This window comes from uncultured Ferrimonas sp., from assembly GCF_947489035.1.
GTDB lineage: Bacteria > Pseudomonadota > Gammaproteobacteria > Enterobacterales > Shewanellaceae > Ferrimonas.
Window position 1 is genome coordinate 35,694 of the sequence record NZ_CANLCI010000029.1, and the last position, 24,033, is coordinate 59,726.

Sequence of the window (24,033 nt, forward strand, 5' to 3'; positions counted from 1 at the left end):
GCCCGAGTCGCCGTGACGCGGGTCGCAAAAGAGTAAAAAGTTTGCGCTTGGGGTACGTTGGTGTCACCAAAAGATTGGTCTCAATCTTAACACTTCCTTCCTTATATCCTCAGCGTTCCGGCACATGGACTTCACAGCAAAGCAGTGCAAGTGAGTATGATTACAATAAGTAAAGGATTGGACTTGCCCATCGCCGGCAAGCCAGAACAAGTAATTCAGGATGGCCCTGTCGCCACCCGTGTTGCGATCTTAGGTGAAGAATACATTGGCATGCGTCCCACCATGAAAGTAAAGGTGGGCGATACCGTCAAGAAAGGTCAGCCGATCTTCGAAGACAAGAAAAACCCTGGGGTGATTTTCACTGCCCCTGCCAATGGGACCGTCGCTGAGATCAACCGGGGCGCACAGCGTGTATTGCAATCGGTCGTTATCGATGTGCAAGGCACTGAAGCCATTAAATTTGACAGCTTCGACGCCGCTCAATTGAGCCAACTTGGTCGTCAAGTCGTGCAGGACAACCTGGTCAATTCTGGCCTGTGGACCGCCCTGCGTACCCGCCCATTTAGCAAGGTTCCAGCGGTTGGCTCTGCCCCGGCCGGGATCTTTGTGACCGCCATTGACACCAACCCACTGGCTGCCGATCCGGCGGTGATCATTGCTGAGCAAGCCGAGGCATTTGCCCACGGTTTGCAGGTACTGACCCGCTTGAGCGACGGCAAAGTGCACCTGTGTCATGCTGCTGTGTCGCCAATCAAGCAAGCGATTGCTGGGGTTGAAGCGCACGCCTTTGGTGGCAAGCACCCAGCAGGTTTGGTCGGCACTCACATTCACCACATTCTGCCAGCCAGCGCTGAGCGGATGGTGTGGAGCATCAACTACCAAGACGTTATTGCCATCGGCAAGTTGTTCACCAGCGGTGAACTGCATACCGATCGCGTTATCGCCTTGGCGGGCCCCGCCGTGAAACAACCACGCCTGTTGCGTACCAGCATTGGTGCCGATACGGCCGAGCTGACCCAAGGTCAGTTGAGCCACGATCACGTTCGCGTGGTGTCCGGTTCGGTGTTGTCGGGTCGTACGGCTGCCGGCGCTCATGGCTTCGTGGGTCGCTACCACACCCAGTTGACTGTGCTGGAGCAGGGCGACGAGAAAGAACTGTTTGGTTGGGTTATGCCCGGCGGCAACAAGCACTCTTTCACCCGCGCTTTCTTGTCTCATCTGAGCCCAAGCAAGTTGTTCAACATGACCACCAGCACCGGCGGCTCTAAGCGTGCCATGGTGCCAATTGGTAACTACGAACGCGTAATGCCATTGGATGTGTTGCCAACATTGTTGCTGCGCGATTTGATCGCCCGTGACACCGATGCGGCCCAACGTTTAGGCGCACTGGAACTGGATGAAGAAGATCTGGCGCTGTGTACCTACGTATGCCCAGGTAAGTACGATTACGGCGTTCAGCTGCGTGCTTGCTTAGACATCATCGAGAGGGAAGGCTAATGAGCTTGAAAAACTTCCTTGAACGTATTGAACCGGACTTCGAGAAGGGCGGTAAATACGAAAAGTGGTACGCCCTGTATGAAGCGGCGGCCACCATCTTTTACACCCCGGGTCACACGACTCGCGGTGGCACCCACGTGCGTGACAACATCGATCTGAAACGAATGATGATCACCGTGTGGCTGTGTACTTTCCCAGCCATGTTCTTCGGCATGTACAACGTTGGTTTGCAGGCGCAAGACGCGCTGGCTGCCGGCTTTGCCAGCCCAGACGTGTGGCAGGTTGCCCTATTTGAGTTACTCGGCGGCAAGATGAGCGCCGATCTCGGTATCGGCGGCTTAATGTTCTACGGCGCCTGTTTCTTCCTGCCTATCTACGCGGTGACCTTCGCCGTGGGTGGATTCTGGGAAGTGGTGTTTGCCTCAGTTCGTAAGCACGAGATCAACGAAGGTTTCTTCGTTACCTCAGTGTTGTTCGCACTGACGCTGCCAGCCACCATCCCACTGTGGCAGGTTGCCTTGGGCATCACCTTCGGTGTGGTTGTGGCCAAAGAGCTGTTTGGTGGCACCGGCCGTAACTTCTTGAACCCAGCGTTGGCCGGTCGTGCCTTCCTGTTCTTCGCTTACCCAGCGCAGATCTCCGGTGACGAAGTGTGGATCGCTGCAGACGGTTTCTCTGGCGCAACCATGTTGTCGCAAGCCGCTTCAGGGGTGAAAGACTTCGCCGACTACGGTTGGATGGCTGCGTTCTCTGATCCACAGTGGTGGGACAGCTTCATTGGCACCATCGGTGGCAGTGTTGGTGAAACCAGCACCTTGGCCTTGGCCATTGGTGGCTTGGTTATCATGTACACCCGTATTGCGGCATGGCGCATTGTGCTGGGCGTAATGGCGGGCATGATTGCCACAACGGCACTGTTTAACAGCATCGGTTCTGATAGCAACTACATGTTCAACGTTCCGTGGACGTGGCACCTGGTTATGGGTGGCTTCGCCTTCGGTATGTTCTTCATGGCGACGGACCCCGTGTCCGCCTCTTTCACCAACCAAGGTAAGTGGGCTTACGGCGCACTGATTGGGGTGATGGTGGTGTTGATCCGCGTGGTTAACCCAGCCTATCCAGAAGGGATGATGTTGGCGATTCTGTTCGCTAACTTGTGGGCGCCACTGTTCGATTACTTCGTGGCACAGTCCAACATTAAGCGGAGGCTGGCACGCAATGTCTAAATCCAATGACTCCTTTGGCAAAACCGTTGGTGTGGTACTGGGCTTATGTCTGGTGTGTTCACTGGTGGTGTCTGGCACTGCGGTGGCGTTAAAGCCACAGCAGATCCAGAACAAGCTGCAAGATAAGCAAAAGTACATCCTGGAAGCGGCGGGCATCGCCGTTGAAGGCGGCGACGTTGCGGGAACTTACGTGAAGTTCATCGAACCGCGGGTGGTTAACTTTGACAGCGGCGCTTACCAAAACGACATCGATCCGGTGCTGTACGACCAACGTAAAGCAGCACGAGATCCTGATACTTCCTCTAAGCCAAACAACGACATTGCCTCGATCAGCCGCCGTGCTGATAACGGCTTGGTGTACTTGGTGAAAGACGAAGCGGGTCAGGTGAAAACCGTGATCTTGCCTGTGCATGGCTACGGCTTGTGGTCAACCATGTACGGCTTCTTGTCGCTGAGCAGCGATCTCAACACCATTCAAGCAATGGTGTACTACGAGCAGGGTGAAACCCCAGGCTTGGGTGCCGAGGTTGAAAACCCACGCTGGAAAGCGCTGTGGCCCAACAAAGTGGCTTTTGATAACGACGGCAACGTTGCGATTAAAGTGGTTAAAGGCGGCGCCAAAGCCGACGACATCCACGGGGTTGATGGCTTATCTGGTGCAACGCTAACCAGTAACGGCGTGACCAACAGCTTGGTATTTTGGCTGGGCGCAGAAGGCTACGGCAACTTTATTGCTAAGGCTCGTAACGGAGGTCTGAACAATGGCTAATCAGCAGTCACTTAAAGAGGTTCTGATTGGTCCTATTTGGGCCAACAACCCGATTGCGTTGCAGGTGTTGGGTGTGTGTTCTGCCTTGGCAGTAACCACCCGAATGGAGACCGCTCTGGTAATGTCGTTGGCATTAACCGTGGTAACCGCGTTCTCTAACCTGTTTATCTCAATGATGCGTAACCACATCCCATCGAGCGTGCGGATCATCGTGCAGATGACCATCATCGCTTCGCTGGTAATTGTGGTGGATCAGATACTGAAGGCCTACGCCTTTGAGATCTCGAAGCAGCTGTCGGTATTCGTTGGTTTGATCATTACCAACTGTATTGTAATGGGTCGTGCCGAAGCCTACGCCATGAAGGAGCCGCCACTGCGCAGCTTCGTCGATGGCATCGGCAACGGTTTGGGTTACTCGGTGATCCTGCTCAGCGTTGGCTTCTTCCGTGAATTGCTGGGCAACGGCACCCTGTTTGGTATCGAGATCTTTACCAAGGTGTCTGAAGGCGGTTGGTACTACCCCAACGGTCTGATGTCGTTCCCACCAAGCGCGTTCTTCTTGATTGGTTTCCTTATCTGGGCAATTCGCACCTGGAAGCCAGACCAAGTAGAGCCTAAGGAGTAAGCGCGATGGAACATTACATTAGCCTGTTTATTAAGGCGATCTTCATTGAAAACATGGCCCTGAGCTTCTTCTTGGGCATGTGTACCTTCTTGGCCGTATCCAAGAAAGTGTCTACGGCGATTGGCCTGGGTGTTGCGGTTATTGCGGTACTGACCCTAGCGGTTCCAGTTAACCAGCTTATCTACTCCAACATTCTGGCGCCGGGCGCGCTGGCTTGGGCTGGCTTGCCAGACGCGGATCTGAGCTTCCTTAACTTCATTACCTTCATTGGGGTAATTGCGGCTTTGGTGCAGATCTTGGAAATGACCTTGGATAAGTACTTCCCGCCGCTGTACAACGCGCTGGGGATCTTCCTGCCACTGATCACCGTAAACTGTGCCATCTTCGGTGCCGTATCGTTTATGGCCAACAAAGACTACAGCTTCAGCGAATCGGTAGTGTTTGGCTTGGGCGCAGGCATTGGTTGGGCGCTGGCATTGGTATTGCTGGCTTCCATCCGTGAAAAGATGAAGTACTCCGACGTACCGGATGGACTGCGTGGCTTAGGGATTACCTTTGTTACCGCTGGTCTGATGGCTCTGGGCTTTATGTCCTTTTCCGGGGTGTCGCTGTAAGCGGCGCGAACGTAGAGAAGTTAAAGGAATAGTCGATGGAAATTATACTCGGCGTTGGCATGTTTACCGCGATTGTTATCTTGTTGGTGTTCGTAATTTTGTTTGCGAAATCCAAGTTGGTACCAGAAGGCGACGTAACCATCAGCATTAACGGTGACGCGGATAAAGCGATCACCACCCAGCCTGGCGACAAGCTGCTGGGCGCGCTGGCCGGCAATGGCATCTTTATCTCGTCTGCCTGTGGTGGCGGTGGCTCTTGTGGCCAGTGTCGCGTCAAGGTACACGAAGGTGGCGGTGACATTCTGCCAACCGAAACCAGCCACGTGAACAAGCGTGAAGCCCGTGAAGGCTGTCGTTTGGCCTGTCAGGTTGCGGTGAAGCAAGACATGGACATTGAACTGCCTGAAGAGGTGTTCGGTGTGAAGCAGTGGGAGTGCGAGGTTATCTCTAACGATAACAAAGCCACTTTCATTAAAGAGCTGAAACTGGGCATTCCAGATGGCGAATCGGTGCCGTTCCGTGCCGGTGGTTACATCCAGATTGAAGCCCCTGCGCACCACGTTAAGTACGCTGATTTTGATGTACCAGCAGAATACCGTGGCGACTGGGAGCACTTCGGCTTCTTCAAGTTAGAGTCCAAAGTAGACGAGCCAACGCTGCGCGCCTACTCCATGGCTAACTACCCTGAAGAAGAAGGCATCATCATGTTGAACGTGCGTATTGCAACGCCGCCGCCGCGCAACATGGAGCTGCCACCGGGCAAGATGTCTTCTTACATTTGGAGCCTAAAAGCGGGCGACAAAGTGATGATCTCTGGTCCATTTGGCGAATTCTTTGCCAAAGAAACCGAAGCCGAAATGGTGTTTGTGGGTGGCGGTGCTGGTATGGCACCAATGCGTTCACACATCTTCGATCAGCTTAAGCGTCTTAATTCTAAGCGTAAGATCTCGTTCTGGTACGGTGCACGTTCCAAGCGCGAAATGTTCTACGTTGAAGATTTCGATGGCTTGGCAGCCGACAACAGCAACTTCCAGTGGCACGTAGCCCTGTCCGATCCTCAGCCAGAGGATAACTGGGACGGCTACACCGGCTTCATCCACAACGTATTGTTTGAACAATACTTGAAGGATCACGACGCCCCAGAAGATTGTGAATTCTACATGTGTGGTCCACCGATGATGAACGCAGCGGTAATCAACATGTTGAAGGAACTTGGTGTTGAAGACGAAAACATTCTGTTGGATGATTTCGGCGGATAAGCCATAACTTCAAGCGAGTATTGATGCAAAATCATATCGTAATTAAGTGGCTGGCCCTTCTGGGGCTGGCCCTTGTTGTTTCTGTGGGGCTGAGCGGTTGTGCTCCGGCGCCACAAATCGTCAAGATCGAGGGTGCCACCATGGGCACCAGTTACCACATCAGCTGGGTGGGCAAGGCGGAGGATGCCGCGGCCATGAAGGCCAAGGTGGATGCCCGTTTGGTGGCGGTGAATCAGTCGATGTCGCACTGGCAGCCCGATTCCTTGATCAGCCAATTTAACCGCTTGGATAGCACCGAGCCGATGACCATCGATCCCGACTTTGCCACGGTGATGGCCGAGTCGATCTGGTTGGCGGAGCAAACCAACGGCGCCTTGGATGTGACCATTGCGCCGGTGATTGATCTGTGGGGCTTTGGCCCCGATGGCCACGTCGAGCGAGCCCCGAGCAGCAAAGCGATCGCCACCGCGCAGATGCTGACCGGCATCGACAAGCTTACTTTAAGCAATTTGCGCCTCAGCAAATCGGAGCCGCTGTTAACGCTGAACCTGTCGGCCATCGCCAAGGGCTTTGGGGTTGACGCAGTGGCGGATCTGCTGGAGCAGCACGACATCGGCAATTACATGGTCGAGATCGGCGGCGAACTGCGAGTGCGCGGGGTCAAGCCAGCGCAGCAACCGTGGCGGATTGCGGTTGAACGCCCGGATCCAGAGGGGCGGCAAGTGTTTGAAGTGATCGCACCGGGCAACAACGCGGTGGCCACCTCTGGCGATTATCGCAACTTCTTCGAGCAAGATGGGGTGCGTTTTTCCCACCTGATCGATCCTCGCAGCGGCAGCCCAATCACCAATCGAGTGGCCTCGGTTACGGTGATCAGCCCATCCAGCATGCGGGCCGATGGCTTTGCCACCGCCTTTAGCGTGCTTGGCAGCAAAGCCAGTTTGGCCTACGCAAACAGCCACGGCTTGGCGATAATGTTGATTGAAAAGCGTCGTGATGGGGAATTTGATACCCACTACAGCGAGGCGTTTAAGCCTTACCTGCAGGACAAAAAGGAGCAGTAGCGCAGTATGGAAACCTTTATTGGCACCTTTGTGGTGTTTGTCAGCTTGTTTGTGCTGATGTCGATCGGCTACATCGTTAAGCGCAAAGCCGTGAGCGGCTCCTGCGGTGGCTTGGCTAACGTGGGCGTCGACAAAGAGTGTGATTGCCCCGAGCCCTGCGATAAACGCAAGGCCCGTGAAGCACAGGCTCAGCGTGAACAAGATTATCAGCAGAACCGGATCATCTAAGCGAACTGCACAAAATGAAAAAAAGGCCCCAACGGGCCTTTTTTTGTGTCCGCGGCAATCTTGCAAAAACTTCACATTTGGATAAGTTGGTTACTTAACAATAAATTATAAGCGCTTAGCGCCCCCCTGCAGGAAAGATATGCACATCCTACGTCGCTCCATTACCCGCCAACTGGTGGCCGCCATCGGTGGCACCGTCTTCGTTATTTTAGCCATTCGCAGTGTGATGACCGTCAGCAACGACGCCGCTGCGGCTCGGGTGAATCTGGATCAAGGGATCCACCAACTGATCACACTGAAAAGTGCCCAGATCAGCGGTTTTTGGGAAGCGCGGGGGCAGATCATCCACAGCGTCTTTGCCAATCCACAAGTGCGTGGTTTTTTCCGCGACTACAACGACCGCGGTGGCAGCTTGGCCGGCAATGACGATTACCCCAAGGTGGTGGATTACTTTCGTTACTTCTCGGCCCAAGACAGCAGCATTAAAAGCGTGTTCTTTGGCTCGGAAAACACCCACGAATATTTTGATATTGAGGGGCGCTATGAAGGCGATCCCAACTACTACACCAGCCGTCGACCGTGGTGGGATGAAGCCAAAAGCAACAACCGCCTTTACGTCTCGGATCCCGCCGTGGATGCCAACGATGGCTCGGTGTCTGCCACTATTAAACAAGCGATCTTTGATAACGATGGCCGCTTTTTAGGGATCGGCGGCATGGATATTCTGGTTACCACCATCGGCCAGCAGCTGCTGTCGCAAGTGCAATACCAAGATGAAGGCATGGCTTTTTTGGTGACCGAGCAGGGCAATGCGGTTTACTTTCCCGGGTTTGATAATAACTTTAAGCCCGGTGATGGCTTGGCCACATTAGCCGATGCCCACCCAGGCTTTAGCGAGTTGCAAACGGCGCTGAAAAACCAGCAACAAGGGCAGGCACAGGTAAATTACGATGGGGTCGAGATGGAGGTGCACTGGGTGCCGGTATCCAGTGATTACCCTTACCTGAACTGGCGCCTTGGGTTGATGCTGCCCAAAGCGTATCTGGATCAGCAGATCAGCGAGGTGCGCTTAACCAGCGCCATGAGCGGCCTGTTTATTACCCTGTTGCTGTCGTTGGCGGTGTGGGCGTTACTGCTGCCACTGCGTAAGCAATTGCGTCGCCTGTTAACGGCGATGGAAGAGATCGGCGACGGCGAAGCGGATCTGCGCTTGCGGATCGACAACAATCGCATTGATGAACTGGGGCAGTTGGCCCGTGCCTTTAACCGCTTTGCCGAGCGAGTGCACCAACTGGTGAAGCAGTCCAACGGCATGACCCAATCGGTGTTGGACGCCTCTGACAACGCCAAGCAGGTCAGCCAATCCACAGCCGGGGCGTTAGTGGAACAACAGCTGCAAATCGATTCGGTCAGCACCGCCACCACCGAAATGGCGCAAACCAGCCACGAGATGGCCAGCAGTGCCGCGCGGGTGGCCGAGCACGCCGAGCGCGCCCAAGGGGAGATGCGCCAAGCAGTGGCAGTGGTGGACAACGCCGAGCAAAGCTTGGGGCGCTTGAATTCACAGGTGCAGCAGGCCACCAGCGTGGTTACCCACCTGCAGGAGAACTCCAACCGCATTGGCGAGGTGCTGGAAGTGATCCGCAACATCGCCGAGCAAACCAACTTGCTGGCGCTCAATGCTGCCATTGAGGCCGCCCGAGCTGGCGAGCAAGGCCGCGGCTTTGCGGTGGTGGCCGACGAAGTGCGTACCTTAGCGTCGCGCACCCAAGATTCCACCGCCAACATTCAAACCATCATTGAGCAGCTGCAGCAGTCCAGTTTTGCAGCCCAGCAAGCGATGCAGCAAAGTTGCGATGAAGCCCAAGCCTCAGAAGCGATCAGCCAACAGCTGCAACAGGCACTCAACCAGACCAATCAAGCGGTGGATGGCATTCAATCGCAGATCCAAGAGATTGGCGCGGCCATTAGCCAGCAAGCCTCGGTTGCGGTAGAGATTGATGAAAAGGTGGCGACGGTACGATTACTGGCCGAAAGCAGCGGCGAAGCCTCCGCCAGTTTAGACAGCGCCGTGCAGGAGATGAGCCATTCGGCGGATCAAATTGCGGCGCAGATGCAGCAGTTTAAGGTGTGATAGTCGCTTAGTCGCTTAGTCGCTTAGTCGCTTAGTCGCTTAGTCGCTTAGTCGCTTAGTCGCTTAGTCGCTTAGTCGCTTAGCTGTGGGCTCGGCGACTAGGCTGCCCTTGCCGTTGATGCAGCCTCAAGCCCGTGGCCACGGCAACCGCTATCCAAAAAAAATCGGTCATTTCGTCAGCGTATTGCGATGGCGGCAGCCCCGTGCGCGTGATCGGCTTCACGAATGGGATTTGCTGGTGGGGCAATTGTCACAGCTTTGAACTGGTTCACATCCCTTCGGTAGGGTTAAACGGTAGGGCACCGTATGATGGGGCTAAGCACTAGATCGAGACTCACCGATGAAAAAACTGATGCCCTTGTATCAGCTGATCGCCTCCGAAGGGGGCGCAGAACAAACACTGACCGCCGCTTATCAGTGGTTACATCAACAATATCCGTTGCTAAGCCGTTTTTGCGTTGCCTCGGTTGAGAAGGACGAAGTGTATAACTTCTTTGTGCGCGATCGCTTCCAAGGCCGCCACAGTGAAGACGTCTATCAGAGCCAGATGGCGTTATCGCCAACGCTGGCGCAGATCAGCAAAGCGCAAGGGTTTGCCCACCTGTCGGATCTGCACCGCATCGACAGCGGCAACGAACGCATCAGTACCATGCGGGCTCGCGGTCACCGCAGTAGCTTTACCTTTGCGATTAAAACCGACGAAAAACTGTTGGGCTTCATGTTCTTCAACAGCAGCGAAGTGGGTTACTTCGATAGCCCAGCGATTCAGGATGAATTTATCCAGATCGCGCAGTTGCTGGCGCAGGTTAAGCTTTATTTTAATTGGCGAGTAAACACCCTCGATACCGCGTTAAGCCTCACTCTGAACATGGGCCACGATCGCGATCCGGAAACCCAAGAGCACCTAGAGCGCATGACCGCCTACAGCGTGCTGATCGCTCAGTATTTGGCTGAGGATCATAAAGTGACCAACTCCGATGTGATCACCGTGCGCCGCTACGCCCGCTACCACGACATCGGCAAATACCGGATCCAAGACGACATCTTGTTCAGTAGCGAACGCTTCACCCCAGAGCAGCGGCAAGTGATGAATCAACACTGCCAGTTTGGCTGCGACATCATCAGCAATGTGGAACAACAGATGGGAGTGGATAACCCCAAACTGTTGAAGCGGCTTAAAAACATCATTCTGCACCACCACGAACGCTATGATGGCAAAGGCTACCCTTATGGCCTTGCCGCGAACGACATTCCAATCGAAGCGCGCATCATTACCGTGGCCGATGTGTTTGATGCGCTGCTGAGCGAACGCAAATACAAGCCCGCGTGGCCCCTGGCCGACGCCTGCCAATTTATGCGGGAGCACAGCGGCACCATGTTTGATCCCGATTGCGTTGACGCACTGTTGGCGCAGCTGGATAAAGTAGCCAAGATCCGCACCCGCTTTGTTGATCGCTGCGATTAAATTCAGCGGCCGAACACCCGCCATTGTGGCCGCTCACCCAGCGCAATAAGTTGGGCTGACAGCAGCCCAGCGCCAGTGCTACACTAACTGTGTTTTTATACAGTGTTGCGTGGCGCCAACAGGCGCTGCGCCCCAAGCAGTGATGGCGGGCAATGCGAAAAATCATCCATGTAGACATGGACTGCTTCTATGCAGCGGTCGAGGTACGCGACAATCCGCAATTGGCCAATCAGCCGGTTGCGGTGGGCGGCCCCGCTGGCGGCCGTGGCGTGCTGTCTACCTGCAACTATCAAGCCCGCGAATTTGGCGTCCGCAGTGCCATGCCCAGCGGCGAAGCCCTGCGCCGTTGCCCTAACCTCATCATCGTGCCCGGCCGCATGGCGGTGTATCAGCAAGTATCGCAACAGATCCGCGCCATCTTCGAACGCTACACCGACAAGATCGAACCCCTGTCTCTCGATGAAGCCTTCTTGGATGTCAGCGATTGCCAAGCGTGCCGTGGCAGCGCCACATTGATTGCCGAACAGATCCGCGCTGAGATTTTTGCTACCACCGGCTTAACGGCGTCAGCAGGGGTGGCCAACTGCAAGTTCATCGCCAAAATCGCCTCCGACGAAAACAAACCCAACGGCCAATGCGTGGTGTTGCCCCAGCACGTGGCGTCGTTTTCCGCCGCGCTGCCACTGCGTAAAATTCCTGGGGTGGGGCCCAAAACCGCCGAACGGTTGAGTGCCCGTGGCTTAAACATTGGTGCCGATGTACTTAAGCACAGCCCAGAACAGCTGGCGCAGTGGTTGGGTAAGTTTGGCCCAGTGCTGCATCAACGGGCGCAGGGCATCGATCCGCGTGAAGTTATAAGCCATCGCGAGCGCAAATCGGTGGGGGTGGAAACCACCTTGTCGGAGGATCTGGGCAGCGAAACCGAATGCCTGCACCAACTGCGTAAGCTGCTGCCGAAACTGAGCCAGCGGCTTGGCACCAAGCGTTTTAAAGGCATCAATATAAAGCTGAAATTCAGCGATTTTCAGCAAACCACGGTATCCACCCAAGCGCAGCAGTTGGACGAGTCCACCTTACGGGCGTTGCTGCAAACCGGCTATCAACGTGGTCATGGCCGTGGGGTACGGCTGGTGGGGATCAGCGTCAATCTGGATGACTCCAAGGTGGAGCAACTGTCACTGCTGTAACCCGAAAGGCGGTTGCCTTTCGCTGGGGGGAACGCGGCGGCTTTTCAGCCCCAAGGGAATTGGCGAATGAGGCATTGCACCTGCTAACGTTCATCACAACGTTAGCAGGTGATTGTCTTTATTCAACAAAGGGTTATTTATATCAAACCACTAGATTCTAACTGTTGTTATTACGCCGTATGGCACGTGACAAAAATCTCTTTTACTTCAGCCCAAGAACTGACAATGCGGTTGTTTTCCCAAGTGCTGTATTGCCGCTGTTCACGATCGTAAACCCCCAGAATCGCCACGCCGGCATCGTTGTAGCCACAATTGGCTGGATCGGGTTTGGTCATGCGATCAGGAATGCCGATAATTTCATACGAGGTGCCATCAGGGTGCTGGGCGACGGTTGAAATATTGGCTAAAGCAGCAAAGCTAAGCAGGGAGACAAGCAGGGCGGTCGCGAGCTGAAGCATAGGCTCTCCATAAGGCAGTTATTTTATTTTTTAAGGATTAAAATTAGAACACGCCAATCCGTTAGGCAAATATTAGCCGGAATAAAGACCAGTCAGCCATAACGGTTAATGAACTGGTTTGTGATTAATCGCTGCATCAATAATGATTCTTCTTGATTTTTTATTTAAAAAGCGAGCGCGGCTGTCCTGTTAAATAAAGGATTCGCCTAACCATGATGAATGCAGCAGCACAGGATTGATCTTCAGTGGGGCCAATCGCCGCGATACGGTGGCGCAAGCCAGAGTAAACCCGCGAGTTGGAGTTGCTGTCTGCGGGGGCAATTGTTAGCGTAGCGCTATTATTCACCACAAGGATCTGTGATGTTTTTCAAACCCTTAGTTGTTGCGCTTGGCCTGTGCGCCAGCGCGGCACAGGCCGATACGCTGATTATCGACAACGTTAATGGCTACACCCTGACCGATGCGGGCCTCAGCCAATTTGCTGCCCTGCATGTGCAAGACGGCAAAGTGGTGGCCACCGGCAACCGCGGCGCCTTTGCTAAGCTCGCCGCCGATCGCCGCATTGATGGCGATGGCAAAACAATGCTGCCGGGCTTAACCGATGCCCACGGCCACCTGTTGGGGTTGGGCTACCTCAATACCGATCTCAACCTCTCTGGCAGTAGCAGCAAAGCCGATGCGTTACAGCAGATCAACGTCTACGCGGGCGCCAACAAGGATGCCCCTTGGCTGCGTGGCCGCGGCTGGAACCAAGAGCTGTGGCCAAGCGGAGCCTTTCCTGCGGCGGCAGATCTTGACGCCATCGTTGCTGACAAACCGGTGTGGTTGCGCCGAGTGGACGGCCACGCTGGTTGGGCCAACAGCAAGGCGTTAGCACTGGCAGGGATCAACGCCAACACCCCGGATCCCGCTGGCGGTCAGATCATGCGCGACGACCAAGGCCGCGCCACTGGCATACTTATCGACAACGCCATGAGCTTGGTGGAACAACACCTGCCCAAGCGCAGTGCCGACGAACGGCAACAGGCCGCGCAAGCGGCGTTAAAGCAGCTGGCCAGCTTAGGCTTAACCGGTATCCACGACGCAGGCGTGGGCGCCAGCACCTTGCAGCTGTATAAGCAGTTAGAAGCCAACGGCCAGTTGCCGCTGCGCTTGTACGCCATGCTGGCGGACGTGGAAACCTTAGAACAGGTAACACAGCCCCATTACGGCGAACGGCTTACTGCCCGCTCGGTTAAGCTGTATGCCGATGGCGCCTTGGGCAGTCGCGGTGCGGCGCTGATTGAGGAGTACAGCGATCGCAAAGGCCACCTCGGCTTGCTGATCCACCCCGTGGTTGAACTGAACCGCCGGGTAGAAGCGGTGATTGATGCGGGTTTCCAAGCCAACGTGCACGCCATTGGCGATCGCGGCAATCGCGAAGTGCTAAAGGCGCTGGCCAGCCACGGCGAAGCGGGGCAACGCCACCGTATCGAGCACTTGCAGGTGGTAGAACCGTCGGATTTTGATGCGATAAAACAAGCGGGGATCATCGCCTCAATCCAGCCAACCCACGCCACCTCAGACATGAACATGGCTGAGGATCGTTTAGGGCACGAGCGCATCCACGGCGCCTACGCGTGGCGGACTATTCTGGATAAAGGCATACCGCTGGCGGCGGGATCGGATTTCCCGATTGAATCCCCCAACCCATTCTGGGGGCTGTACTCTGCCGTGGCGCGCCAAGATCACCACGGTAACCCCGCCGGTGGCTGGTATCCCAATCAAGCGATGAGCCGCGAAGAAGCGCTGCATGGCTTTACCTTGGGCGCAGCCTACGCCAGTTTCCAAGAGGATACCCTCGGCAGCTTAGAGCCCGGCAAGCAGGCGGATTTCATCTTGATTGACCGTGATTACTTTACCGTTGCCACCAGTGCGATCTGGCAAACCCAAGTGCTGGCAACCTACGTGGCCGGTGAACTGGTGCATCAACCGTGAAGGAGCAACCCATGCCACAGCACGAAAAGCTAAATTACGTGGAGTTTCCAAGCCGCGACTTAGTGGCCACTAAGGCGTTTTTCAGCCAGGTGTTTGGCTGGCAGTTTGAAGATTATGGCCCCGAGTACAGCGCCTTTGGCGAAGAAGGGCTCAGTGGTGGTTTTTTCCTATCCGATCAATGCAGCACCACCGCGACCGGTGCCGCGCTGCTGGTGTTTTACAGCAACGACATTCACGCCACCTTAGCCAAGGTAGAGCAGGGCGGTGGTTGCATCGTTAAGCCGTTGTTTGATTTTCCCGGCGGCTGTCGCTTCCACTTTACCGAGCCCAGCGGCAACGAGTTCGCGGTTTGGTCGGAATCCCGTTAAGCACCGACTAAAACCGCCGTTAACCCCGCGATCTAAGCCGCGAGTGAAACCGCGCTAAGCCGTTATTCAAGCCCAAAGCGCCAACCGTTGTTGGCGCTTTTTTTGGCGGCACGGCAGCTGCGATCGCCTCTAACATCGATTTTTTCGCTTAACAGCGCCTACCACAATCGACTTTAATCTGTTTTGTCGTTTGTGGTGATAGATTTCAATCGTTTTAACAAAAGCTTGGTCGGCGGCATTATGGCTTCAACAACGCAGCACAGCGTCATTGAAAACCATTTTAAATAAGCGAGCTAAGTCATGATCAACACTCAAATTAAGCCATTCAACGCCACCGCATTCAAACATGGTGAATTCGTAGAGATCACCGAGCAGGACGTACTGGGTAAGTGGGCGGTATTCTGCTTCTACCCAGCGGATTTCACCTTTGTTTGCCCAACCGAACTGGGTGACTTGGCCGACCACTACGAAGAGCTGCAGCGCCGTGGCGTCGAGGTGTACTCGGTATCTACCGACACCCATTTCACTCACAAAGCGTGGCACGACAGCTCCGACACCATCGGCAAGATCAACTACTTCATGGTGGGCGACCAAACCGGCAACATCACCAACAACTTCAACGTAATGCGTGAAGGCCAAGGCTTGGCAGACCGCGCCACCTTCTTGGTTGACCCACAAGGCACCATCCAAGCGATGGAGATCACCGCCGAAGGCATCGGCCGCGACGCCGAAGATCTGATGCGCAAAGTCAAAGCCGCCCAATACGTGGCCAACAACCCAGGCGAAGTGTGCCCAGCTAAGTGGAAAGAGGGCGAAGAGACGCTGGCGCCATCTCTGGACCTAGTTGGCAAAATCTAAGTTGGCAAGATCTAAGTCGGCAAAATCTAAGCCCACTTAACGATTCCGTAGTCGCTCCCCGTCCTCGCTCATGTGGCGGGGGGCGCATTTCCCCCAACAACTTAATAGACCGATTGCAGCAGGGTTTTTCCCCAAAAGCGTTGCTGCAATCGGTGTGACGATCCCCAAATTAGAAAAGGCGCGACCCATGTTAGATCAAGCAATGAAACAGCAACTGCAATCCTACCTGTCCAACCTGCGCAGCAAGGTACTGCTGCGCTTAAGTCTGGATGGCAGCGACACCGCCACCAAGCTGCACGCACTGGCCAACGACATCGCCTCACTCAGCGATAAAGTCAGCGTGGTGCAAGACAACTCGGCCAAGCGCCAGCCGCTGATGCAGGTAGAAAGCGAAGCCAAGGGCACCAAAATCGGCTTTGCTGGCTTGCCGATGGGCCATGAATTTACCTCCTTGGTGCTGGCACTGCTGCACAGCGGCGGCCACCCGATTAAGCTCGAGCCCGAAGTGATCGAGCAGATCGCCGCCTTGGAAACGCCGTTAGAGGTGGAGATCTTTATCTCGCTGTCGTGCCAAAATTGCCCCGAAGTGGTGCAAGCGTTCAACATGATGGCCGCGATTAACCCGCTGATTAACGTCACCATGATCGACGGCGCGGCGTTCCAACAGGAAGTGAAGCAGCGCGACATCATGGCGGTGCCAAGCGTGTTTGTGAACGGCGAGCTGTTTGGCCAAGGGCGGATGTCGCTGGCGGAGATCTTAAACAAGGTTGATAGCGGTGCGGCCGCCAAACAAGCGGACAAACTTAACCAACAAGCGCCGTTTGATGTGTTGGTAGTAGGCGGCGGCCCAGCCGGTTCTTCCGCTGCAATTTACGCCGCCCGTAAAGGCATTCGCACCGGCGTCGTGGCGGATCGTTTTGGCGGCCAAGTGCAAGACACCATGGCGATTGAAAACTTCATCTCAGTGAAAGCCACCACCGGCCCGAAACTGGTGGCCAGCTTGGAAGAGCACGTAAAAGAGTACGGCGTGGAAGTGATGACCGAACAACGCGCCGCCAACATCATTGGCGCTGCAGACAGCGACGACGGCTACATCCACGTTGAACTGGAAAGCGGCGCGGTATTGAAAGCCCGCAGCGTCATTACCAGCACCGGTGCCCGCTGGCGCGAAATGAACGTGCCCGGCGAACAAGCCTACCGCAACAAAGGCGTGGCCTACTGCCCGCATTGCGATGGGCCCCTGTTCAAAGGCAAGCGCACCGCAGTGATTGGCGGCGGCAACTCCGGCATTGAAGCGGCGATTGATCTGGCCGGTATCGTTGAACACGTTACCGTATTGGAATTTGCCGATACCCTGCGCGCCGATCAGGTGCTGATCGACAAAGTCCGCGCCACCGGCAACATCGACATCATCACCCTAGCGCAAACCACCCAAGTGCTGGGCGATGGCGACCGCGTCACCGGATTGGAATACAAAGATCGCAGCAGCGGCGAACTGAAGCAGCTGTCTCTGTCTGGGATCTTCGTTCAAATCGGTTTGGTGCCCAACAGCGAATGGTTAAAGGACAGCAAGGTGGCGTTATCGCCACGGGGCGAGATTGAGATCAACGCCCACGGCGCCACCAGCTTGCCCGGCGTATTTGCCGCCGGTGACGTAACCACCGTGCCTTACAAGCAGATCATCATCGCCATGGGCGAAGGGGCCAAAGCCAGCTTAGGTGCCTTTGATTACTTAATTCGTAATCCCGTGCCACAGTCCCAAGCCGAAGCGGCCTAAGCCCTAGCCCCGCGTTACCCCCAAAGCCCACGCCAGCGCGTGGGCTTTTTGGTGGAAACCAGCACTTAACCAGAAGCACTTAACCAGACACCCATCTTAACTGGCACTTTTTAGCTACCGAGCAGGTGCTTATCGACAAAGCCCGCGCCAATGCCAACATCGACATCATCGCCATGGGCGAAGGGGCCAAAGCCAGCTTAGGTGCCTTTGATTACTTAATTGGTAATCCCGTGCCAGAAGCGCAAACCGCCATAGCCTAAACAGCGGCTTAACCCCACAACGGCAAACCCAAACGCCGCCTTGATCCTCAAGGCGGCGTTGTTGGTGGTGAAAGATACGGGTTTGCCGGTGTTTTGATATTGAGGTACGCGGCGCAACTTAGGCAGGTTGGGGCGGGAACGCGGTCATTCATCGTTACCCTGCTGGCGATTCTGGCTAACCACTGGCGCTGCTGTTTAAGTTGCGCGCTGGCTCAAACTTTATTCAAAGCAGCAAGATCTGTTCTGCCGCTCTGCAGTACCATGGCCGCCGCATCGCAGTGAGGCCGCCAATGTTCCAGTACCAAGGTAAATCCTACAAATCCCTAAACGCCCTGTATTCCGCCTATAAGGATCAATGCGCCGTTAGCGCGCCGTCGTTTAAGGCGCGGCTTGATGGCGGCTGGTCGATCGAGAAGTCGTTATCCACCCCCAAAGGGTTTATGCCGGGCAAACCGGTCTATCACTTTAATGGGGTCGATTACCCCAGCATCAGTGGCCTCTACAAAGCCAATAAAGCCCATGCCAAGGTGTCGTTGCCGCTGTTTACCGAACGGGTCGAAGCGGGCATGAGCATCGACGAAGCGATGGTGGCACCCAAGAAGAAAACCGGCACCTCCTCCATCGCCACGGAACACGATCCGTTGATTGTGGAAGGCAAGCAGTACGACTGCCTTAAAGACGTTGCCGTTGCCTATGGGGTGAAATACAACACCATGATTGGCCGCTACCGTCGCGGCCGCCGCGGCGATGATTTGGTGATCTTAAAAGCGGAAGATAAAGCGGCTGAGGCAGCGGCCTCTGCGCCTGCGGAATCAACAGCAAAAGCGGCACCTTTTATGGTGGTGGACGGGGTGGAATACGCCTCTGAAAACGACTTGTGCAATGCCTTTAAGGTTAATCGGTCAACCTATCGCGCCCGGCTTAAACGTGGCCTAACGGTGGCGCAAGCGCTTGGGCAAGCTGAAGTTGCCGATGGTCGCCGCAGCGCCGCTGGGGTACAACGCTACGACTTCCAAGGTGCAAGTCGTTCGGTGCAGGAAATTGCCGAGCTAACAGGGATGTCTGCTTCCACGTTGCGAGATCGCCTGTGCCGTGGTGCCACGCTTGAACAAGCGCTCTCTAATCAGCGATTTGGACGCGGCGTTTTGGGCGAACGGCAGCGGGCGAAAACCGCCATCAAGCGCCGCAGCGTCACCGTTGATGGCGTGACTTACTCCAGCATTAAAGACCTAGCCGAAGCGTACCAGCTGCCCTATTACGTGGTGCAGCAGCGGATCAGCACCCACGGCTGGACGCCAGAACAAGCGGTAACCGAAGAGGGGCGTTCACGCTCGATCACGGTTGGCGGAACCCTGTTTAGCACCATCAAAGACGCCGCCGCGCACCACGGTTTAGATGTGGCAGTGGTGCGCGCCCGCATGAATAACGATTGGAGCATCGAGCAAACCTTTGGCCTAGTGCCCGCGCCCCATGTTCATATGTATCAAGGGCAAAGTTACAGTTCGCTTGCGGCGTTAAGTGAAGTGACCGGCATATCGGTGCATCGCTTGAGCAACCGCTTACGCAGCGGCTTGTCTATCGACCAAGCAGTGGCGTTAGGCAACGAACGGATCGTCGGCCCAGGCCGCTACAACGAAACCATCTTGAAGCGGGATCCCGCGCTAGCCAACACCCCAGCGCTGCTCTATTTCGTGTCGCTCCCCCTCAACGGCGAACTGAAATATAAGATCGGCATCACCACCAAAACCGTGCGAGAGCGCCTGTCTGGCGAATCCCCCAATTTCCAACAGTTGGCCGTGCGTGCCGATACCTTGATGGCCTGTTACCTGATGGAGCAGCAGCTGCACCAGATGCTGGAATCTGAGAACGACAAAAGCATCGACAGCACCATGCTGGATGGCTACACCGAGATCTTCGATCTCGATGACGCTGCGGTAAATACGGTGATAGAGCTGATTAACGAAGTCTAAGCCTAAGGCTTGGGCATGGCCTCGGTTGAGTTTGGCGCTTAGGTTTGGGGCTTAGGTTTGGGCTTGGCGCTTAGGTTTGGCGCTTAAGCTTGGCCTTGGCGTCAGCCTCTTTTGGCAGCGGCGTGCGCCTCTGAGTGCTCTCGGCAAGTGGGCTGCCATTACCGCTGTGATGTCTATTTCTATGTCATTGCCAATGCAGCCAGTAGCTGATTTTATAACCAGTTCGGCTGCTGTTCTTCAGTAATACGATCCCTGTCTTCTTTTACCCCCACAGCAGCGCTTGGATTGAGTGATATTCGGAGTTAATCTACTGATTATGTTGACGAATTAAATTGTCGCCAAACAATCACATTGTAATAAAGATGCCCGTCGTTGATGTAATACGAGAGACGTTGGCATCGTAATAAGCTGTTATATGCAAGAGGTTGATTTAATTTGAATATACCTGTTTTATACATTTTTTCGGGGCTCCCTGCTTCAGGGAAATCTACCTTAGCTAAGCTACTCGCTAAACAAACAGGCGCAATGTACATACGCGTCGATACTGTAGAGCAGGGGCTTCGAGACCTCTGTAACTTTAATGTAGAAGGTGAAGGTTATCGGTTAAGTTATCGGATCGTTCGCGATAATTTGGAACTTGGTCATAGCTGCATCTCTGATAGTTGTAATCCTATAAAACTTACTCGGAGTGAATGGCAAGAAGTTGCAGAATATGCAGGAGCTAAGTTTGTGAATATTGAGGTTTCTTGCTCGGATGTTATTGAGCATGAAAGTCGAGTTAATAATCGCGAATGCGAAGTGGCTAATTTGAAGCTTCCAACATGGCAACAAGTCAAAAGTCGTCATTATGAATCGTGGGAAAGTGATGTGGTTAAAATTGATACGACAGGTCAAACTGTTGAAGCATCGTTTTCTGAATTAATAGAAAAGTTAAGTGTGCAAAAAAGCATATAACAAAGCATTTAAGACGGATTCACAACGCTCGGCATTTTCGGTTTGCTTCAAGTAAAGTGTTTACGGCACAATGCTTTAAGTGTGGTTGTCTGCGTTGTTCACCACTTAATGCGGCGTTAGGTTTTTGAGTTAGGTGATTTTTGGGAGAGTAGGATATGACATTATTAGTTGCGTTTAAGCAACCCGGACTGAATTGTATAATTTCTGATATGAGAGTAACGTATAATCATCTCGGAGAAGGGAGAAATAGTGCTTTGAAAACGGGCATTCTTTTTCCTGGTTGTATTTACGGTATTACGGGTGCCGCAGAGCCAAGCAGACGTTTTATTAGGGCATTAAAAGAATTTGTTCATGCAAATAAAGGCGCCAGTGTACTTAAGATGTGGTCTCTTTTTGAGCAATTCGTTTTGAGCTATGAGTTTGATACAGACCCCAATTCTAGATTTGATTTAGTTTTATCAGAACGCTCTACTGGCAAGCCACGGTTTGTCTATTTAGAATCCTCCACAAGTAAATTGCATTTTGATTCTTCTTGTGAAGAAATATCTGCAGCTCCTTTTGGTGGCGGGAAGGATATTGTTCAGCATGAGTTCCAGACAAACATAAAGAGAAAATTGGAAGGTTTTTTTGAATATGCATCTGTAAAACTAGGTCGAACACCTGAGGAAATTATAACTTTTTCTCCTTATATTTTTTGTCATTGGCTGAATGAACTATCTCTCGGAGAGTATAAGTACGATCTTGAGTCAAAAGGAGTTGGTGGTGTTTTTCATTTCATCTACCAAAATGGATGTAATGAAAGTCGACAAGGTAGCGCTTGGCATATTATTACATCAATAAATAAAAAAGATGGAAAAATAAAAGCAGTGGCTAATTTGCATAAGATTGTTCCATTATCAAAAGGTATTGGCGTTCATTCATATGGCTTTGATACGTTTGATTTCAAAAATAATATCTTGTTGGATACAAGTGCTGATTATGAAGTTTCAGTGATTGATGATGAGTTGATTAATGAGTTGCAAAAGGAATTTGATAGCTTAAAGGATAACGCAGTTTGGGGATTAATTGGTTACGCTCACCCTAAATTTAAGCAAAGTTTAAGCTATCGACCTAACTGTCAAACGAGTGATTATCTTACCGATGAAGGAAACCCCAGCGAGTACTTAAAAAATGAAATTAATCAAACGCTAGCAGAAGTTTATCGATAGCACTTCACTAAAGTGAGAAACATAACAGGTCGCTTAGTTTTATCTAAAATCAGCGCATTGAAATCAAGATGTAGAGTGTGGTTTGTCGACTTCTTAGGTTATCAATTTAATTAGTCTATTATGTCAAGAAACCTAACAAAGCATTTAAGAGTGATTCGCAACGCTTGGCAGTTTCGCTTCGCTCAAGTATAGCCAAGCGCCGCTCACACCTTAATGCGGCGTTAGAGCGCAAAAGGAGTTAATAAGTTGCCATATACAATCCCTGTCTCTTTCGATAAATTCATCGAAAGGATATCAATTACAGGCAATCAAGCTGATACAGCAGAATCTAGATGTAAGTCTATAGTCAGCCTGTTGGATAAAGAGTTTAATATACTAGAAGCCTTTCCTATGGGCTCTTTGGTTAGTGGGACGTCTTTGAGTGGATTTTCAGATGCAGATGTAATGTTAGTTCTTCATTATGGAACTCACGCTGAAAAAAAGTCACCTACAGAATTCTTACAATCAGTACGTGATAAATTAAGTGAATATAATACTCGTATGGCTAAAAAAATGGTCAAGCAGTGACGTTGTATTTTAAAACTTGGCCTAATGTGGATATTGTTCCCGCATATAGAGTTTCTGACAATGGAAGTTTCTATTGCTACAAGATACCAAATGCGAATGATTTAACAAGACACCCATCTTAACTGGCACTTTTTTAGCTATCTCCTACGCTTGGTTTTTAGCCATCTCAGGGGCGAGATCATGCCAAGGGCGAGAAAGCACCAAGTTAGCCTGCAAGACACGCCGTACTATCACTGTGTAAGTCGCTGCGTTCGGCGAAGCTTTCTGTGTGGGATCGACAGTTACAGCGGCAAAAGCTACGAGCATCGTCGTGACTGGATAGAGCAGCGGCTGCTGGCACTCACCGACACCTTCGCCATCGAAATCTGCGCCTATGCCATCATGAGTAACCACACCCATGTGGTGCTGCACGTTGATGCAACCTGCGCCCAGCAGTGGGATGCAGAAGCGGTGCTGAACCGCTGGCATCAGATGTTTGCTGGTACTCGTTTAACCCAGCTGTATTGCGTTGAGGAAGAGCGGGAAAACCTCAGCAGTGGCGAACTGCACCAAGTTGAACGCTTAGTCGAGCTGTATCGAGAGCGGTTGACGGACATCAGCTGGTTTATGCGTAGCCTGAATGAATACATCGCTCGCCAAGCGAATAAAGAAGACGGCTGCACTGGCCGTTTTTGGGAAGGGCGTTTCAAATCCCAAGCCTTATTAGACGAGCAAGCCTTGCTGTCATGCATGGCCTACGTGGATCTGAATCCGATCCGCGCCCAGATGGCGAACACACCAGAAGACTCCCAATACACCAGTATTCGCCAGCGCATCAAAGCGGCCATCAATGGCACTCAGCCAGCCAAACTTAAACCGTTTGATACCAATCAAGGTGAACCAGAACAACTGCCTTGCCACCTCAATCAATACATAGAGCTGATTGAATTCACAGGTCGCGCCATCCGCGCAGATAAAGCCGGTTCCATTCCAGCGAACAGCGATGCTTTGCTAACAAGGTTGGGGATTGACGTTGATAGTTGGCTAGAGCTAACCCAAGGGTTTGAGCATCAATTCTCTGGTTTAGCGGGGCGATTAACGGCATTACAAGGTTGTCGGCAACACGATAGCAGTCAACGAATACGGGGCAGCGGCAACGCCAAACGGCTCTTCGGTTAGCCTTCGCTTAATTCGCTCAGTTTCACCCTTTCCGCCAAGGTGCGGCTGCTCTGCTGCCTGTTTTTCACCGATCCGGCCAATCGAGCCACCAAGTCGCACTTTTTTGCCATAGAACAGCATCAATCGCCCCCCAGATGCACTGACGAGATCAACAAATACTATGGATGCTGAGATGCTTCATTTAAGAAACATAAAATGGCTGTCTAGTTAAAAATACGCTTTTTTTCCATAGAACAGCATCAATCCCCCCAGATGCACTGACGAGATCAGCAAATGCTACGGATGCACGATGCTCCATTTACGAAGCATAAAATGGGTGTCTAGTTAAAAATACTTTTTTTCCATAGAACAGCATCAATCCCCCCAGATGCACTGACGAGATCAGCAAATGCTACGGATGCACGATGCTC

Annotated in this window: 22 protein-coding genes; 21 read left to right on the forward strand and 1 reads right to left on the reverse strand. The window is 53.1% G+C overall.

Translation table 11 applies throughout. From position 1 onward, the window contains the following. Positions 1-156: 156 nt before the first annotated feature. From Q0796_RS15200 to dinB, 11 genes are all read left to right on the forward strand, one after another. Positions 157-1,497: a Na(+)-translocating NADH-quinone reductase subunit A gene (locus tag Q0796_RS15200; RefSeq protein WP_298444690.1), complete on the forward strand. Its 1,341-nt coding sequence runs from the start codon at positions 157-159 to the stop codon at positions 1,495-1,497. Beyond that, entirely contained in the window at positions 1,497-2,723 is a 1,227-nt protein-coding gene (locus Q0796_RS15205) for an NADH:ubiquinone reductase (Na(+)-transporting) subunit B (protein ID WP_298444691.1), read from the forward strand. The genes Q0796_RS15200 and Q0796_RS15205 overlap by 1 nt, the downstream gene beginning before the upstream one ends. Continuing rightward, complete coding sequence (locus tag Q0796_RS15210; protein ID WP_298444693.1) at positions 2,716-3,492, forward strand: Na(+)-translocating NADH-quinone reductase subunit C; 777 nt, start codon at positions 2,716-2,718, stop codon at positions 3,490-3,492. Before Q0796_RS15205 ends, Q0796_RS15210 begins: the two co-directional genes overlap by 8 nt. Then, the gene (locus Q0796_RS15215) at positions 3,485-4,117 is read left to right on the forward strand and encodes an NADH:ubiquinone reductase (Na(+)-transporting) subunit D (protein ID WP_298444695.1); all 633 of its coding nucleotides are present in this window, start codon (positions 3,485-3,487) and stop codon (positions 4,115-4,117) included. The genes Q0796_RS15210 and Q0796_RS15215 overlap by 8 nt, the downstream gene beginning before the upstream one ends. A 5-nt stretch (positions 4,118-4,122) precedes the next feature. After that, positions 4,123-4,731, forward strand: coding sequence for an NADH:ubiquinone reductase (Na(+)-transporting) subunit E (gene nqrE / locus Q0796_RS15220; protein ID WP_298444696.1), 609 nt, complete (start codon positions 4,123-4,125; stop codon positions 4,729-4,731). Positions 4,732-4,766: 35 nt separating this feature from the next. Next, entirely contained in the window at positions 4,767-5,990 is a 1,224-nt protein-coding gene (gene nqrF, locus Q0796_RS15225) for an NADH:ubiquinone reductase (Na(+)-transporting) subunit F (RefSeq protein ID WP_298444698.1), read from the forward strand. A 23-nt stretch (positions 5,991-6,013) separates the two neighbouring features. Further along, the gene (locus Q0796_RS15230) at positions 6,014-7,054 is read left to right on the forward strand and encodes an FAD:protein FMN transferase (RefSeq protein WP_298444700.1); all 1,041 of its coding nucleotides are present in this window, start codon (positions 6,014-6,016) and stop codon (positions 7,052-7,054) included. Between the two features lie 6 nt (positions 7,055-7,060). Beyond that, complete coding sequence (gene nqrM, locus Q0796_RS15235) at positions 7,061-7,282, forward strand: (Na+)-NQR maturation NqrM (protein ID WP_298444701.1); 222 nt, start codon at positions 7,061-7,063, stop codon at positions 7,280-7,282. Between the two features lie 139 nt (positions 7,283-7,421). Beyond that, on the forward strand, positions 7,422-9,416 hold the full coding sequence (locus Q0796_RS15240; RefSeq protein ID WP_298444703.1) for a methyl-accepting chemotaxis protein: 1,995 nt from the start codon (positions 7,422-7,424) through the stop codon (positions 9,414-9,416). Positions 9,417-9,756: 340 nt separating this feature from the next. Beyond that, complete coding sequence (locus Q0796_RS15245) at positions 9,757-10,881, forward strand: HD domain-containing phosphohydrolase (protein ID WP_298444705.1); 1,125 nt, start codon at positions 9,757-9,759, stop codon at positions 10,879-10,881. A 152-nt stretch (positions 10,882-11,033) separates the two neighbouring features. After that, on the forward strand, positions 11,034-12,068 hold the full coding sequence (gene dinB / locus Q0796_RS15250) for a DNA polymerase IV (protein WP_298444707.1): 1,035 nt from the start codon (positions 11,034-11,036) through the stop codon (positions 12,066-12,068). A 170-nt stretch (positions 12,069-12,238) separates the two neighbouring features. Here dinB and Q0796_RS15255 read toward each other — a convergent pair whose 3' ends face one another. After that, a complete protein-coding gene (locus Q0796_RS15255; protein ID WP_298444709.1) occupies positions 12,239-12,526 on the reverse strand; it encodes a hypothetical protein in 288 nt (95 codons plus the stop codon). Positions 12,527-12,886: 360 nt separating this feature from the next. Between Q0796_RS15255 and Q0796_RS15260 the strand changes: the two genes are divergently transcribed. The 10 genes from Q0796_RS15260 to Q0796_RS15305 all read left to right on the forward strand — a co-directional run bounded on the left by Q0796_RS15260 (position 12,887) and on the right by Q0796_RS15305 (position 23,623). Then, a complete protein-coding gene (locus tag Q0796_RS15260; RefSeq protein WP_298444711.1) occupies positions 12,887-14,503 on the forward strand; it encodes an amidohydrolase in 1,617 nt (538 codons plus the stop codon). Between the two features lie 11 nt (positions 14,504-14,514). Then, positions 14,515-14,871, forward strand: coding sequence for a VOC family protein (locus Q0796_RS15265; RefSeq protein ID WP_298444712.1), 357 nt, complete (start codon positions 14,515-14,517; stop codon positions 14,869-14,871). 300 nt (positions 14,872-15,171) lie between these two features. Then, complete coding sequence (gene ahpC, locus Q0796_RS15270; protein ID WP_298444713.1) at positions 15,172-15,729, forward strand: alkyl hydroperoxide reductase subunit C; 558 nt, start codon at positions 15,172-15,174, stop codon at positions 15,727-15,729. Positions 15,730-15,916: 187 nt separating this feature from the next. Next, positions 15,917-17,506 carry an alkyl hydroperoxide reductase subunit F gene (gene ahpF, locus Q0796_RS15275; protein ID WP_298444715.1) on the forward strand — a complete coding sequence of 530 codons (1,590 nt, stop codon included), beginning with the start codon at positions 15,917-15,919 and terminating at the stop codon, positions 17,504-17,506. 125 nt (positions 17,507-17,631) lie between these two features. Next, positions 17,632-17,766 carry a hypothetical protein gene (locus Q0796_RS15280; RefSeq protein ID WP_298444717.1) on the forward strand — a complete coding sequence of 45 codons (135 nt, stop codon included), beginning with the start codon at positions 17,632-17,634 and terminating at the stop codon, positions 17,764-17,766. Positions 17,767-18,056: 290 nt separating this feature from the next. Then, on the forward strand, positions 18,057-19,736 hold the full coding sequence (locus Q0796_RS15285) for a GIY-YIG nuclease family protein (protein ID WP_298444719.1): 1,680 nt from the start codon (positions 18,057-18,059) through the stop codon (positions 19,734-19,736). Between the two features lie 435 nt (positions 19,737-20,171). Then, entirely contained in the window at positions 20,172-20,690 is a 519-nt protein-coding gene (locus Q0796_RS15290) for an AAA family ATPase (protein ID WP_298444720.1), read from the forward strand. Positions 20,691-20,845: 155 nt separating this feature from the next. Further along, positions 20,846-21,898 carry a hypothetical protein gene (locus Q0796_RS15295; RefSeq protein ID WP_298444721.1) on the forward strand — a complete coding sequence of 351 codons (1,053 nt, stop codon included), beginning with the start codon at positions 20,846-20,848 and terminating at the stop codon, positions 21,896-21,898. A gap of 246 nt (positions 21,899-22,144) precedes the next feature. Next, positions 22,145-22,465 (forward strand): hypothetical protein, encoded by a 321-nt coding sequence (locus Q0796_RS15300; RefSeq protein ID WP_298444723.1) that lies wholly within the window; start codon positions 22,145-22,147, stop codon positions 22,463-22,465. Positions 22,466-22,645: 180 nt separating this feature from the next. Further along, entirely contained in the window at positions 22,646-23,623 is a 978-nt protein-coding gene (locus Q0796_RS15305) for a transposase (protein ID WP_298444725.1), read from the forward strand. Positions 23,624-24,033: the final 410 nt, after the last annotated feature.